The organism is Oscillochloris sp. ZM17-4 (genome assembly GCF_019599295.1).
In the GTDB taxonomy this organism is placed as follows: domain Bacteria; phylum Chloroflexota; class Chloroflexia; order Chloroflexales; family Chloroflexaceae; genus Oscillochloris.
Genome location: NZ_JAIEWN010000038.1, coordinates 39,427 through 53,842, shown reverse-complemented (window position 1 = coordinate 53,842; position 14,416 = coordinate 39,427). Strand labels below are relative to the sequence as shown.

Sequence of the window (14,416 nt, the reverse complement as noted above, 5' to 3'; positions counted from 1 at the left end):
CCGAAGCCGCGCCGGGGGGGCCTGCGGCCGCCCGCCCGCCTTCGCGGGCGGTTCCGGCGTCGGCGCAGGCCGACGCTCGGCGCCCAGCGCCCGGCGGCGCGGCTTCAGCCGCCCGCGACGTTGCACATGCCCTGCCTCCCCTATAGCCCCGCTTGACCCTGCCGGCGATAGCTTATATTATCCTTATACACGAGCGGTGATCACACAATACTGACGTGATGGGCAGATCCAGCCATGCTCCGATCAAACCTGGGCGCCCCCGGCCGATCGCTCCTCGGCCCGATCCTCGGCACCTACCTGGTGTTTGTGCTGGTGGTGCTCGGGGCCGGGCTGGGGGTGACGGCTTATGTGCGCGGGCGGCTCCAGGAGCAGGTGCAGGCCAGCGACCTGGCCCTAGCCCAGGCGATCGCCCTTGAGCTCGACAACAAGCTCCAGCACGCCCAGGACGCCCTGGTCGACCTGGCCCAGCTCGACGACCTGCGCGGCGACGACGAGCTGGCCATGGCCAGCATCTTCCGGGCGTTTAAGGCCGCCCGCCAGGATGTCGACAGCGTCTACTGGCTGAACGCCGACGGCCTGCTGCGCGTGTCCATCCCCAGCAGCGCCCGCACTGTGGGCACCGACTACTCGGGCGAGCGGATCTTCCAGCGGGCCAGGCAGGCCGGAGGGCCGCTGGTCGAGGCCGGCGTGGTCGACCTGATCACCTTCAACCCAGTGGCCGTGCTCGGCCACCCGGTCTATAGCGACGGCGGCCAGTTCCTCGGCGTGGTGGCGGCCAACCTGCTGCTCGACGAGCTGAGCGCCCCGCTGCGCACGATCGTCGGCGAGCAGGGCAGCAGCATGGACATCCAGGTGCTGGACGCCGAGGGCCGGCTGATCGCCTCGCCCGACCGGGCGCGCCTGCTCCAGCAGCGCCTGCCCGACCTGCCCGGGGCCGAGGTGGCCCTGGCCGGGCGCCCGGCCACCAGGCTCGGGGTCGGGCGCGATGGCAGGTCGTGGCTGTTTAGCGCCGAGCCGGTGGGCGGCGTCGGCTGGGCCGTGGTCGTCCAGCGCCACACCAGCGACGCCTTCGCCGTGGTGGCCGACTTCAGCCGCTGGCTGACCGCCCTGGCGATCCTCTTCGCCGGGGGCGGCGTGCTCTTCTGGCTGCTGCTCAGCGCCCGCGTGATCCGCCCGATCCAGATGATCGCCCGCCACAACCGCAGCCTGCCGATGGACCAGCCCCTGCCGCCGGCCCTGATCGCGCAGATCGCCCGCCGCCCCGACGAGGTCGGCGACCTGGCGCGATCGCTGGACGGGCTGCGCCACACGGTGGCCGGGCGCATCGCCGAGCTGCAGACGCTGCTGGCCACCTCGACGGCGGTGGTGGGCACGCTCGACCCGACCGCCGTGGCCCGCCAGATCATCAGCGCGGTCGGCCAGCTGGTCAACGTCCAGGCGAGCAGCGTGATCGTGCCGAACGACCAGGGGGTGCTGCGGGTGCTGGTGAGCGAGGGGCACGCCGGCCACGCCAGGCGGGCGCTGACGATCACCCCCGACAACCCGCAGTCGCCCTCGGCCATGGCCCTGCGCGAGGGCCGGCCGGTGCAGATGATCGCCGGCGAGAGCCCGCACTTCCCGCAGACATCCTACCACGAGGGCTTCCGCGCCCTGCTGGCCATCCCGATCATCAGCGCCCACGTGGGCGGGGTGGTGCTGCTCGTCTACCGCACCCGGCCCGAGCCCTTCGGCACCGATGAGATCGACCTGCTGCTGGCATTCGCCAACCACGCCACGCTGGCCTGGGAGCACGCCGTGCTCTACGAGCGCAGCGACGAGCGGCTGCGCGAGATCGCCCGCGAGAACGCCCGGCTCTACCAGGAGGCCGCCCAGGAGCGCCGGCTGCTGTCCGCGATCATGGCCAGCATGGACGATGGGCTGGTGCTCGCCCGCGACGACGGGGCGGTGCTCTACGCCAACCGGGGCGTCGGCGCGATGCTCGACCTCGCCGATGGGGACCTGGTCGGCCAGCCGATCGCCGCCATCCACGCCGCCATCGAGCGGCTGGCGGCCAGCCAGCCCCCGCGCCGGGTCGACGAGCGCCGGGCCGACGACGGGCGCACGCTGGCCTGGGCCGTCGAGCTGCGCCGGGGCGATCAGGCGCTCTGGGTGCAGCTGCGCGAGTTCGATGTGGGCGCGCCGTCCGGCCAGCCGATCGGCCGCGGCCTGCTGCTGCGCGATGTGACCCACGAGCGCGCCCTCGATCAGTTTAAGACCACGCTGCTCGGCGCGGTCAGCCACGAGCTGCGCACGCCCCTGGCCGCGATCAAGGGCCACGCCTCGACCCTGCTCCAGACCGATGTGCGCTGGTCGGAGGCCGACCAGCGCCACTTCCTGGGGACGATCAACGCCGAGGCGGACCGTATGGCCGCCCTGATGCGCAACCTGCTCGACATGGCCCGCCTGGAGGCCGGGCTGCTGGCCCTCGACCGCAGCCCCTGGCTGATCGACGGGCTGATCCGGCGCGCGGTGGCCGGCGTGGTCGCGCCCGCGGGCCGCACGATCGAGCTCGATCTGCCGGACGACCTGCCGCCAGCCATGATCGACCAGCAGCGGATCGATGTGGTGCTGCGCAACCTGCTGGCCAACGGCCTGCTCTACGGCGGCGACCGGCTGCGGGTGCGCGCCCGCGCCGAGGGCGATAGCCTGCTGGTGCAGGTGAGCGACGACGGGGCCGGCATCCCGCCCGACGAGCTGCCGCATATCTTCGAGCGCTTCTACCGCGCCCAGACGACCAGCCAGCGACACCCCGGCGGCACCGGCCTGGGCCTGGCGATCTGCAAGGCCTTCGTCGAGGCCCACGGCGGCCAGATCTGGGCCGAGAGCGATGGGGCCGGCACGACGTTTAGCTTCACCCTGCCTGTGTTGATTGCAGATTGCAGATTGCAGATTGCAGATTGAGCCCTGCCCGCAATCTGCAATCTACAATCTGCAATCTGCAATCCCGAAGGAGACTCGCATGGCATCGCCGCCAACGCGAATTGTGCTGGCCGAGGATGAGCCCAGCCTGCGCGACTTCGTCAGCCGCAACCTCAGCGCCCGCGGATTCACTGTGTTCGAGGCCACCAACGGGCTTGAGGCGCTCTCGCTCTGGGAGACCGAGCGCCCCCAGCTGCTCATCCTCGACATTATGATGCCGCGCCTCGGCGGCCTGGAGGTCTGCGCGCGGGTGCGCGCCCAGTCCACCGTGCCGATCATGGTGCTCACCGCCCTCGACGCCGAGCGCGATAAGGTGGCCGCCCTCGACCTCGGCGTGGACGACTACCTGACCAAGCCCTTCGGCGTGGAGGAGCTGCTCGCCCGCGTGCGCGCCGTGCTGCGCCGCGCCCGCTGGGGCGCGGCGCCGTCCCGCGTCGGCCCCCAGGTCTACGGCGACCTGGAGATAGACGAGGACGCGCGCAGCGTCAGCGTGCGCGGCGAGCCGGTGCGCCTGACCCCCACCGAGTTCGCCCTGCTGGCCCACCTGGCCGCGCAGCGCCACCGGGTCGTGACTCACCAGGAGCTGCTCCAGGCGATCTGGGGCGAGAACTACCGCGACGAGGTCGAGTACCTGCGCGTGTTTATCGGGCGCCTGCGCCGCAAGATCGAGCGCGAGCCAGCCAGCCCCTGCCACCTGATCACCGAGCCGGGCGTGGGGTATCGGTTTATGGCGTAGGGGCGCGGCAGTCGGCGCTTGCGCCGACTGCTGCGCCCCTACGCGGTGTATGGTATGAAATACCACCTCATAATCATCGCCCTCATTCTCCTATCCGCCTGCGCGCCGATCACTGGCGGCACCGAACCGCCGACGATCACCATCGGCGCGGCGATCTCGCTCACCGGCAAGACATTCAAGGAGGGCGAGTATGTGCGCGACGGCTACCAGCTCTGGGTCGAGGCGATCAACGCGCAGGGCGGGCTGCTGGTGGGCGGCCGGCGTCACCCGGTGCGGCTGATCTACTACGACGATGAGTCGCGCCCGCAGCGCACCGCCGAGCTGGTCGAGCGCCTGATCGTCGAGGACGGGGTTGACTTCCTGGTCGGCCCCTACGCCAGCGAGCCGACCGCCGCCGCCGCCGAGGTGGCCGAGCGCCACCGGGTGCCCATGGTCGAGCCGAACGGGGCCGCCGAGAGCATCTTCCACAACGGCTACCGCTACACCTTCGGCCTCCAGACGCCGGCGCCGGCCTACCTGCGCGGGATCATCGACCTGGTGCTGCTGCGCGACCCCGCGGCGCACACGGTGGCGATCATCGGCGAGGACGAGTCCTTCTCCCGCGAGGTGGCCCGCGGCGCCGCGCAGTACGCCGGCGAGCGCGGCATGCGGGTCGTCTCCGTCGCCTTCTACCCGCCCGAGACCCAGGACGTGTCGCCCTGGCTGACGAAGGTGAAGGGCGACTCGCCCGACCTGCTGCTGGGCGCAGGGCATCTCCAGGACGCGCTGCTGGTGGTGCGCCAGGCCCGCGCCATCGGCCTGCGGCCGAGGGCCATGGGCTTCAGCGTCGGCCCGAGCACCCCGCAGTTCCGCCGGCACCTCGGCTCCGACGCCGACTACATCCTCGGGGCGACCCAGTGGACGAGCGCGCTGGCCTACACGGGCGAGGATCTCTGGGGAACCCCGGCGGCCTACGCCGACGCCTTCCGGGCGCGCTACCCGCAGCACAGCGAGATCGCCTACCAGGCCGCCGAGTCGACGGCGGCCCTGGTGGTGCTCCAGCGCGCCATCGAGCAGGTCGGCCGGGTCGACCGCGAGGCCGTGCGCGACGCCCTGGCCGCGACCGACATGATGACCTTCTTCGGCCGGGTCAAGTTCGACGCGCGCGGGGCAAATGTCTACAAGCCCATGGCCGTCGAGCAGCTCCACCCCGACGGCATGAAGTACACCGTCTTCCCGATCGAGGTGGCCGAGCGCGCGGCGATCTACCCGATCCCGGCCATGCGGTGATTCCAAGGTAGGGCCGAAGCATTCGCCCGCAGTGTCCCCCGTGCCCGCCATGCATCCGGGCGAATGCTTCGGCCCTACGCATGTCCCCGTCAAAATATTTACGCGTTGTTTATGCGATTGCCGCGCCAAAAATCATATACTGGGGCATCCCGGTCTCTTGGCGAACATATAGGAGGAAACACAGTGGTTTCACGAATCCGCCTGCTCGCGCTCATGCTCATCGCGATCATCTCGGTGAGCGCCTGCGGCGCCGCCGCGCCCGCCGCCGCGCCCACCACCGCCCCGGCCGCCCCGGCCGCCGCCGAGCCCACCGCCGCCCCGGAGGCCCCGGCCGCGTCGTCGGGCGAGACCCTGCGCTACGCCTTCGGCGGCGGCCCGGTCGGCGGCGTCTTCCAGGTCTACGCAGATGTCCTGTCGCTCGTGATCAACGACGGCGTGTCCAATGTCGATATCACCGCCGAGGGCACCGGCGGCTCGGCCGAGAACCTGCGCAGCGTCAACGCCGGCGACCGCCAGTTCGGCATCGTCTACTCGGGCGACGTGTCGCTGGGCAGCCAGGGCGTCCTGCCTGAGGACGCCACCAAGTACGACAGCGTGATGCCGGTCGCCCCGCTCTACGGCGGCGTGGCCCACCTGGTCGTCTCGGTGAAGAGCGGGGTCAACACCGTCGCCGACCTTGAGGGCAAGCGGGTCGCCCTGGGCAACGCCGGCTCGGGCGCGGCCCTCAGCGCCGAGCGCTACTTCAAGGCGCTGGGCCTCTACGACAAGATGCAGGTTGAGTTCCTGGGCTACTCGCAGGCCGCCGCCGCCATGGGCGACGGGCAGCTCGATGGCTTCTGGGTGCTGGCCGGCTTCCCCAACTCCTCGGTGACGGAGGCCTCGACCTTCACCGACATCAAGCTGCTCGACATCTACACCCCCGGCGTCGAGGGCGGCTTCTTCAAGGAGTACCCCTTCTACTCGCAGCGCGCCCTCACCGGCGGCGCCTACCCCGGCAACGACGCCGACGTGCAGAGCTTCCAGGACACCGCCCTCTGGGTGGCCAACAAGGACGTGCCCGCGGATGTGGTCTACAACGCCCTGAAGGCGGTCTACATCGACGGCGGGCTGGCCCGGCTGCTTGAGGCCCACCCCTCCGCCAAGGAGATGGGCCTGGATGTGGGCGTCACCGGGATCGCCAACAAGCTGCACCCCGGCGCGGTGAAGTTCTGGGAGGAGCAGGGCGTCTCCATCCCGGCCGAGCTGAAGTAAGAGCCACTGGCGCGTAAGGGCGCAGCAGCGCCGCGCTGCTCGTAAGGGCGCAGCAGCGCCGCGCTGCTCGTAAGGGCGCAGCAGCGCCGCGCTGCTGCGCCCCAACAAGGTACCAATCTATGCGCACCAGCGTCTGGCTCATCCGCCACGGGCAGACCCAGTCCAACCGCGAGCGGCGCTACCAGAGCCACAGCGACAGCCCGCTCACCAGCTACGGCCGGCGCCAGGTGGCCGCCCTGGCCGAGCGGCTGCGCGCCATCCCCTTCGGCCTGATCATCGCCAGCCCGCGCGAGCGCACCCGCCTGGCCGCCGAGGCCATCCTGGCGGGCCGCCGCGGCGCCGCCCTGCGCGCGGACCCCGCCTGGGCCGAGGCCGACCACGGCCGCTGGGAGGGTCTCACCTACCGCGAGGTGCTGGCCCGCTTCCCCGAGGAGGCCCGCGCCCGCTGGGGGGCCGGCATCAACGGCAAGGCCGCCGGCGGCGAGAGCCTGGCCGAGGCCAGCGACCGCATCACCGCAGCCTGGAGGCAGCTCCTGCGCGATAACCCCGGCGGGCGAATCCTGATCGCCACCCACGCCACGCCCATCCAGCTCGTGCTCTCCGCCAGCCTCGGCACCTCCATCCAGGAGCACTGGCGCTGGCGGATCGACCTGGGCAGCCTGACATGTCTCGACGTCTACCCCAGCGGCGCGATCATCCGCATGGTCAACGAGGTGCCGCGCCTCGGCGCGACACCTCTATGATGAGGCGTGATAGTAAGGGCGCAGCAGCGCGGCGCTGCTGCGCCCTTACCAAGGAGTGCCTGTGAGCGAGCAGAACGGCGGCGCGCCGCGCTGGAGCATCTGGGGGCCGATCACCAGCCTCGGCGAGGCCATACGCTTCCTGACGATCATCCCGCAGCCCTGGCTGCCGCCCGCCAGCGAGGCGGGCATGGTCACATCCATCCCCTGGTTCCCGGCGGCCGGCGCGATCATCGGCGCGCTGCTGCTGCCCGCCGGCTGGCTCGGCGACGCCGGCTGGGGGCCGCTGGCCCGCGCCGCCCTGGTCGTCGCCATCTGGGGCATCATCACCAGCGGGCTGCACCTCGACGGCCTGAGCGACACCTTCGACGCAGTGATGAGCTGGCGCACCCGCGAGCGCAAGCTGGAGATCATGAAGGACAGCCGGATCGGCGCCATGGGCGCGATCGCCCTCGTCGCCCTGATGCTGCTCAAGTTCGCCTTCCTGGCCGGGGCCGGCCCCGGCTGGTGGCGGGCCGCCCTCGTCGCCCCGGCCCTCGGCCGCTGGGCCAACTGCTACGGCATCTTCTGGTTCCCCGCCGCCCGCGAGGGCGGCCTGGGCCGCACCTTCCACCAGCTCGTCCGCCGCTCCGACTTCTGGGCCGCCAGCGCCTTCGCCCTGGCCTTCGCGATCATCGTCGCCGGCCCGGCCGGCCTCGTCGCCGCCCTGCTCGTCCTGGCCGGCTCGCACCTGCTCATCCGCTGGTGGGTGCGCGACCTCGGCGGCCTCACCGGCGACACCTACGGCGCGCTCTGTGAGATCGGCGAGGTGGTCGCCCTCGCCGCGATCACGTGGGGGCAATAATAGATGCACACGCTCACATGGCTGATCTGGCTGGCCTCGGCGCTGATCGCGGCGACCCTGGCGCCCAGCCCGCTCTACCTGGCCCTGATCTTCCTGGCGGCGGCCCAGGTCTTCCTGGCCTGCCGGGGCGACTCGCCCATGGCCCGCAGCTTCGGCCTGTTCGTGCGCGCCGGGGCCTTCGTCTTTGTCGGCTACGTCATCTTCTCGCTGATCACCGTCGGCGGGGCGCGCGGCGAGACGGTGCTGCTCGACCTGCCCGCGCTGCGCCTGCCCTCCTTCCTGGGAGGGGTGGTGCTGGGCGGCCCCGTCACCGCCGAGGCCCTGGCCTGGGGCGCCACCCGCGGCCTTAGCATCTGGGCGCTGATGGTGATCTTCGGCGCGTTCAACGCCCTGGTGGACCACCACCGGCTGCTGCGCATGGCCCCGCCCTCGCTCTACCACGCCGGCCTGGCGATCACCATCGCCGTCGCCTTCGTGCCGGCGCTGCTGCGCGCGATCATCGAGGTGGGCCAGGCCCAGCGCGCCCGGGGCCACCGCTTCGGCGGGCCGCGCAGCTGGGTGGCCCTGGCCGCCCCCCTGCTCGCCGGCAGCCTGGAGAAGTCCGTCCAGCTCGCCGAGAGCCTCGACGCGCGCGGCTACGGGCGGGCCGGCCCCGACGACGCCCCTGCCCGCCACCAGCTCGTCCTGATCGCCGGCTCGCTGCTGCTGGCCGGCGGGCTCGTCCTCTGGCTCTACTACGGCGTCGCCCAGGCCGCCCCCGCCGCCACCATGGCCTCGGCCGGCGGGGTCTGCCTCGGCATGGCCGCGCGCGCCATCGGCCGGCGCGTGCGGCGCAGCGCCTACCGCCGCGAGCGCTGGCGTCGCCGGGACGCCCTGGCCTCCCTGGCCGCCGTCGGCTGCGCCCTGGCGATCATCCTGCTGCGCATGTCCGGCGACGCCGGCCTGGTCTACTACCCCTTCCCCCAGCTCATCGCCCCCGCCTTCGACCTGCGCGCCGGCATGGCCCTGCTGCTGCTCGCCACGCCCGCCCTCGTCGGCGCGCCCGCCGCGCCGCGCGCCGCCCGCCGCGCCCGCCGCGCCGCCCGCACATAGAAGAGAGGGCGGCTCGCGAGCCGCCCCTGCCCCCTGCCCAGAAATGTTATGTTAGCGCAGCGACGGTGCACATGCCCTGGGCATCAGTGCCTCAGTGCCTCAGCGCCTCAGTGCTCTATGTTAGAATGGGCGCGGGATGCCGCTTGTTGAGGAGCCGTATGGAGACCAGCGACCAGCCGGGCGGAAACCTGATGACCCACCTGCTCGCGTTCGGCTACCTGCTGCACGAGATGGGCGTGGCGGTGAGCCCGGGGCAGATGCTCGTGCTGATCGAGGCGCTTGGGCACGTGCCGATCACGCAGCGCGAGGACTTCCGGGCGGCGGCGCGGGCGACCCTGGTGCTGCGCCGCGAGGACCTGCCGCTCTTCGAGATGGCCTTCGAGTTCTTCTGGCGCACGTCGGCGGGGCTGACGCCCGAGCAGGAGCTGATGATGATGGGCCTGCCGCAGATGCGGGTGCCCCAGCGCCAGCTGCGCCTGCCGAGGCGCAAGCCTGAGGATGCGAAGGAGGGCGAGAGGCCGCCGGAGGAGGAGGAGATCGAGATCCAGCTCACCTACAGCCACACCGAGGCCCTGCGGGTGAAGGACTTCGGCCAGTTCAGCTGGGAGGAGGTGCAGGCCTGCAAGGATCTGATCCGGCGCATGCGCTGGAAGATCGAGGATCGGCCGAACCGCCGCCGCCGCCCCGACCGCGGCGGGCGCACCCTGGACATGCGCCGCACGCTGCGCCAGAACATGCGCTACGGCGGCGAGCCGATCACCCTGGCCTGGCGCGAGACGCAGCGCGAGCCGCGGCCGCTGGTGGTGATCTGCGATATCAGCGGGAGCATGGAGCGCTACTCGCGCATCCTGCTCCAGTTCGTCCACGCGATCTCCAGCGGCGTCGGCGATGTCGAGTCGTTTGTGTTCGGCACCCGGCTGACCCGGATCACCCGCCAGCTGCGCCACAAGGATATCGACGACTCGATCGACGCGGTGACGAAGCACGTGCGCGACTGGAGCGGCGGCACGCGGATCGGCGACGCGGTGAAGGAGTTTAACTACCGCTGGGGCCGGCGCGTGCTCGGCCGCGGCCCGGTGGTGCTGCTGATCAGCGACGGCTGGGACCGCGGCGAGCCGGCGACGCTGAGCCGCGAGATGGACCGTCTGCAGCGCTCGTGCCACCGGCTGATCTGGCTGAACCCGCTGCTCGGCAGCCCCGGCTATGAGCCGCTGACGATCGGCATGCAGGCGGCCCTGCCCTTTGTGGACGACTTCCTGCCCGTGCATAACCTGGTGAGCCTGGAGCAGCTCGGCGAGCGGCTCTCGACGCTCGGCAAGACGCCCACCGCCCGCCGCCAGCGCGTGCTGGGGGCGGCGGGCTAGGCGCGCAGCGCCCGTAAGGGCGCAGCAGGCGCGCACGTGTTCCTCCGTCTGTTCGAGTTTTATTGGCGCGCCTGCTGCGCCCCGACATCAAGAACCCCCATGACTACAAACAACCCGAAGGCCCAGGCCGACGCCCTGATCGCCCGCGGGCGGGCCCTGATCGAGCAGGGCCGCCTGCCCGAGGCCACCGACCTGCTGAACCAGGCGGTGAAGCTCTACTGGGCCGCCGGCGACTCCTACAGCGCGGCGGCGCAGACCGGCAACTACGGCTGGGCGCTGCGCCGCATGGGCCGGGCCGACCTGGCGCGGCCCTACCTGGAGCATGCGGCCACGATCTTCGACGAGATCGGCCTGGCTGAGTTCGCCGAGCGCCACCGCTTCGCGGCCAATGATGTGGCCAGCGTGCTCGACCCTGCGTTTCTGGACAGCCTGCCGCCGGCGGTGCGCGGCGCCCTGGAGCGCGGCGACGGCGCGGCCCTGCAGTTCGCGCTCGACGCGCTGCCGGTGGCCGAGCAGCAGATCATCTACGAGCGGCTGACGGCGGCCGGGGTGATCAGCGACGCCGACGAGGAGCAGGCCGAATCGGCCGTGCAGCAGTTCGAGCCGCTGCTCCAGGCGATCGCCGCCGTGGCGCGGGGCGATGAGTCGGAGCGGGCCGATGTGGAGGTGGCCCTGGAGGATCTGGAGCGCAAGGGCTGGCGGGTGCGCCGGCCGGTGGAGAAGATCTGGGCGGGCGAGCGCCGCCCCGGCCCGCTGCTCTACGGCCTCGACCCGAGCGATACGGCGATGGTGCAGCGGGTGCTTGAGATTCTAGAGAGCTAATACAGCGCCCGGCAGACAGCTCTGCGCTGGGAGATCGCGAGTATTGCTCGGCCAGACTACTAGGGAGAAGCCGAATGTCCCTTGAGATCGAGATCATCTCACAGCACCCGGCGGGGCAGCCCCGGCCAACGCCGCTGCTCTTCGTCCACGGGGCCTGGCACGCGGCCTGGTGCTGGGAGCGATTCATGCCCTACTTCGCCGGCCTGGGCTACGAGTGCCACGCCCTGAGCATGCGCGGCCACGGCGGCAGCGGCGGCAGAGAGGGCATCCGCTGGCATAGCGCCGCCGACTACCTGGCCGACCTTGAGGCCGCCGCGGCATCGCTCCCGCGCCCGCCGGCGGTGATCGGCCACTCGATGGGCGGCTACGTGACCCAGCTCTACCTGGAGCGCAACACGCCGCCGGCGGCCGCGCTGCTGGCCCCTATCCCAACGATGGGTGCGCGCGATATGCTTATCCGCTACGCCGCCCAGCACCCAGAGGCGACCCTGCGCACGCTGGGCACCCTCGACGGGCTTGAGCTTGTCGGAACCCCCGCGCTGGCGAAGGACTCCTTCTTCTCTGCCGACCTGCCAGACGATGAGCTCGCCCGCCACGCCGCCCGGCTCCAGTCTGAGTCGCTGCGGATCATCATCGACGCCATGGCCCTGCGGCTGCCCCGGCCGCGCCCGGGCGCATGCCCGCTGCTGGTGATGGCCGCCGAGCAGGATCGGATCATCACGGTGGCCGAGGAGCGGGCCACGGCGCAAGCCTGGGGCGCCGACCTTGAGGTGCTGCCGGACATCGCCCACGACCTGATGCTCGACACCGGCTGGGAGCGGGCCGCCGGGCGGATGGCGGCGTGGCTGGCGAAGCAGGGTGTGTGATCGGGCGGGCGACCACGAGGGTCGCCCCTACAGGATGATATGGACATCTTCTACAACCCACGGCCCACGCCGCCCGCCCTGGCCTTCCACCGGCGCCTGCCGGGCTACGCGCCGACGCCGCTGGTCGATGCGCCGGCCCTGGCGGCGCGGCTGGGGGTCGGCCGGCTCTCGCTGAAGCTGGAGACCGACCGGCTGGGCCTGCCGTCGTTCAAGATCCTGGGCGCGTCCTTCGCCACCTACCGGGCGCTCTGCGCGCGGCTGGGCGAGGAGCCGGAGTGGGTGACGCTGGACGACCTGCGGGCGGCGGTGGCCCGGCTGCGCCCGCTGACCCTGCTGGCCGCCACAGACGGCAACCACGGGCGGGCGGTGGCGCGCATGGCCTCGCTGCTCGGCCTGCGGGCGCGCATCTTTGTGCCGGCCGATATGGCCCCGGCCCGCCAGGCGGCGATCGCCGGCGAGGGCGCCGAGCTGACGGTGGTGGATGGCAGCTACGACGAGGCCGTGGCGCGCTCGGCGGCGGCGGCCGGCCCCGAGGCTATCGTTATCTCGGACACGGCCTGGCCGGGCTACGAGCAGACCCCGCGCGATGTGATCGCGGGCTACGCGACGATCTTCCAGGAGGCCGATGCGGCCCTGGGCGGCAGCCCCGATCTGGTGGCCGTGCAGATGGGCGTGGGCGCCCTGGCCGCCGCCGTGGTTGGACACTACCGCCAGGGCGCCGGCGGCCCGAGGGTCGTCGGGGTTGAGCCTGACCAGGCCGCCTGCGTGCTGGCCTCGCTGCGGGCGGGCCAGATCAGCGAGGTGCCCGGCCCGCACCGCTCGATCATGGCCGGGCTGAACTGCGGCCTGCCCTCGCCGGTGGCCTGGCCGATCATCAGCGAAGGTCTGGACGCGGCCCTGGCTGTGCCCGACGAGCTGGCCCGCGAGGCCATGCGCGCCCTGGCCGCCGAGGGCGTGGTGGCAGGAGAGACCGGTGCGGCCGGGGTGGCCGGGCTGCTGGCCCTGTGTGAGGACGCCGAGGCCCGCGCCCGCCTGGGCATCGGCGCGCGCACTCACGCGCTGGCGATCATCACCGAGGGGGCGACGGACCCGGAGGCGTATGCGGAGATCGTCGGCGCGTAGGGACGCAGCGCGCTGCGTCCCTACGGCGCGGGCTGTATCGTTGAGGTAAAGCAATGTCCGTCACCATCACTCCGGAGCGCCCGGACACGCCCGACGCGATGGCCCTGGTTATTGAGCTGGACGAGCTGCTGCTCCCGCTCTACCCGGCCGAGAGCCACCACGGCCTGGATGTGGACAGCCTGATCGCCGAGGGCGTGGACTTCTTCGTGCTGCGGGTGGGCGGGGAGCCCGCCGGGTGCGGCGGGGTCAAGCTCTACGGCGCGGAGTACGGCGAGGTGAAGCGCATGTTTGTGCGCCCGCAGTTCCGCGGACGCGGGCTGAGCAAGCGGATGCTCGGCCACCTGGAGGCCTTCACCCGCGAGCAGGGCGCGCCACTGCTGCGCCTGGAGACCGGCGTCCTCCAGCGCGAGGCGATCGCGCTCTACGAGCGCATGGGCTATGTCGAGGTCGGCCCCTTCGGCGACTACCGGCTCGACCCGCACAGCCTGTTCTATGAGAAGCGGCTGGGCTGAGGTGGAGCACTATGCGCATCCTGATCACCGCCGACCTCCACTACCGCCCGGCCGAACGCGCCGCCTACGTGGCGTTTGCCGAGTCATTGCGGGCCGCTGAGCCAGACTGCTTTATCATCGCGGGCGATGTGGGCCACCCGCTACGCCTGTTCCGTAAGACGCTCCAGCTCTTCCGCGACATGCCATGCCCGCGGCTGCTCGTCGCCGGAAACCATGATGTCTACCGGGGCGAGTACAGCAGCCAGGATCTCTGGCAGACGCAGCTGCCGCAGGCCACCCACGAAGAGGGCTTCATCTGGCTTGAGGCGCAGCGGTTTACGCTGGGCAGGCTGGGGATCTGTGGGACGATGGCCTGGTACGACTACTCATCACGATCGCCCCACCTGCCACACACCGCCGCTGACTACCGGACTCTGAAAGGGCAGATGAACCACGATGCCGACTATGTAGACTGGCCCTGGAGCGATGTGGCGATGGCGCGCTACCTCGCACGGGGGCTGGCCAGGCGGCTCGACGCCTGCGAGGCCGACCCGGTGGTTGAGCATGTGCTGGTGGTGACGCACATGCCGATCATCGCGCATGCCATCCCCGACTACCCCGCCCACAGCCGCTGGAGCCTGCTGCGGGCCTACCTGGGAAACCTCACGCTTGGCGATCTGGTGGTCGGCTACCGCAAGGTGACCCATATTGTCAGCGGGCACCTGCACCGCCCCGGTGCGTGGACGGTCGATGGCCGCCACGGCCCGATCTCGTGCCACGTCGTCGGCGGCGGCCCTGGCGCACTCCAGGCGCTCTGCCTTGAGATCGTGTAGATCTAGCCGATGGCGGTTCGCCCTCTCC

General features: G+C 71.6%; 13 protein-coding genes. All 13 read left to right on the top strand.

What is annotated here, in order from left to right:
• The first annotated feature begins 234 nt into the window (after positions 1–234).
• The 13 genes from K2Z83_RS21490 (at position 235) to K2Z83_RS21430 (ending at position 14,388) form a co-directional block, all read left to right on the top strand.
• Positions 235–2,940, top strand: a complete 2,706-nt coding sequence (locus K2Z83_RS21490; protein ID WP_220597238.1) for an ATP-binding protein — start codon at positions 235–237, stop codon at positions 2,938–2,940.
• Entirely contained in the window at positions 2,909–3,694 is a 786-nt protein-coding gene (locus K2Z83_RS21485; protein ID WP_220597237.1) for a response regulator transcription factor, read from the top strand. The genes K2Z83_RS21490 and K2Z83_RS21485 overlap by 32 nt, the downstream gene beginning before the upstream one ends.
• A 54-nt stretch (positions 3,695–3,748) precedes the next feature.
• A complete protein-coding gene (locus tag K2Z83_RS21480) occupies positions 3,749–4,963 on the top strand; it encodes an amino acid ABC transporter substrate-binding protein (RefSeq protein WP_220597236.1) in 1,215 nt (404 codons plus the stop codon).
• 183 nt (positions 4,964–5,146) lie between these two features.
• The gene (locus K2Z83_RS21475; RefSeq protein WP_220597235.1) at positions 5,147–6,214 is read left to right on the top strand and encodes a TAXI family TRAP transporter solute-binding subunit; all 1,068 of its coding nucleotides are present in this window, start codon (positions 5,147–5,149) and stop codon (positions 6,212–6,214) included.
• A gap of 119 nt (positions 6,215–6,333) precedes the next feature.
• The gene (locus tag K2Z83_RS21470) at positions 6,334–6,957 is read left to right on the top strand and encodes a histidine phosphatase family protein (protein WP_220597234.1); all 624 of its coding nucleotides are present in this window, start codon (positions 6,334–6,336) and stop codon (positions 6,955–6,957) included.
• A gap of 61 nt (positions 6,958–7,018) precedes the next feature.
• Positions 7,019–7,798, top strand: a complete 780-nt coding sequence (gene cobS, locus K2Z83_RS21465; protein ID WP_220597233.1) for an adenosylcobinamide-GDP ribazoletransferase — start codon at positions 7,019–7,021, stop codon at positions 7,796–7,798.
• Between the two features lie 3 nt (positions 7,799–7,801).
• Positions 7,802–8,890, top strand: coding sequence for an energy-coupling factor transporter transmembrane component T (locus K2Z83_RS21460; protein WP_255604385.1), 1,089 nt, complete (start codon positions 7,802–7,804; stop codon positions 8,888–8,890).
• 158 nt (positions 8,891–9,048) lie between these two features.
• Positions 9,049–10,254, top strand: coding sequence for a VWA domain-containing protein (locus K2Z83_RS21455; RefSeq protein WP_220597232.1), 1,206 nt, complete (start codon positions 9,049–9,051; stop codon positions 10,252–10,254).
• A 99-nt stretch (positions 10,255–10,353) separates the two neighbouring features.
• Positions 10,354–11,076 carry a tetratricopeptide repeat protein gene (locus tag K2Z83_RS21450; RefSeq protein ID WP_220597231.1) on the top strand — a complete coding sequence of 241 codons (723 nt, stop codon included), beginning with the start codon at positions 10,354–10,356 and terminating at the stop codon, positions 11,074–11,076.
• Between the two features lie 74 nt (positions 11,077–11,150).
• Positions 11,151–11,942 carry an alpha/beta hydrolase gene (locus tag K2Z83_RS21445; RefSeq protein ID WP_220597230.1) on the top strand — a complete coding sequence of 264 codons (792 nt, stop codon included), beginning with the start codon at positions 11,151–11,153 and terminating at the stop codon, positions 11,940–11,942.
• 39 nt (positions 11,943–11,981) lie between these two features.
• Positions 11,982–13,064: a diaminopropionate ammonia-lyase gene (locus tag K2Z83_RS21440; RefSeq protein WP_220597229.1), complete on the top strand. Its 1,083-nt coding sequence runs from the start codon at positions 11,982–11,984 to the stop codon at positions 13,062–13,064.
• A gap of 53 nt (positions 13,065–13,117) precedes the next feature.
• Positions 13,118–13,576 carry a GNAT family N-acetyltransferase gene (locus tag K2Z83_RS21435; RefSeq protein ID WP_220597228.1) on the top strand — a complete coding sequence of 153 codons (459 nt, stop codon included), beginning with the start codon at positions 13,118–13,120 and terminating at the stop codon, positions 13,574–13,576.
• An 11-nt stretch (positions 13,577–13,587) separates the two neighbouring features.
• Entirely contained in the window at positions 13,588–14,388 is an 801-nt protein-coding gene (locus K2Z83_RS21430) for a metallophosphoesterase (protein WP_220597227.1), read from the top strand.
• The last annotated feature ends 28 nt before the right edge of the window (positions 14,389–14,416 follow it).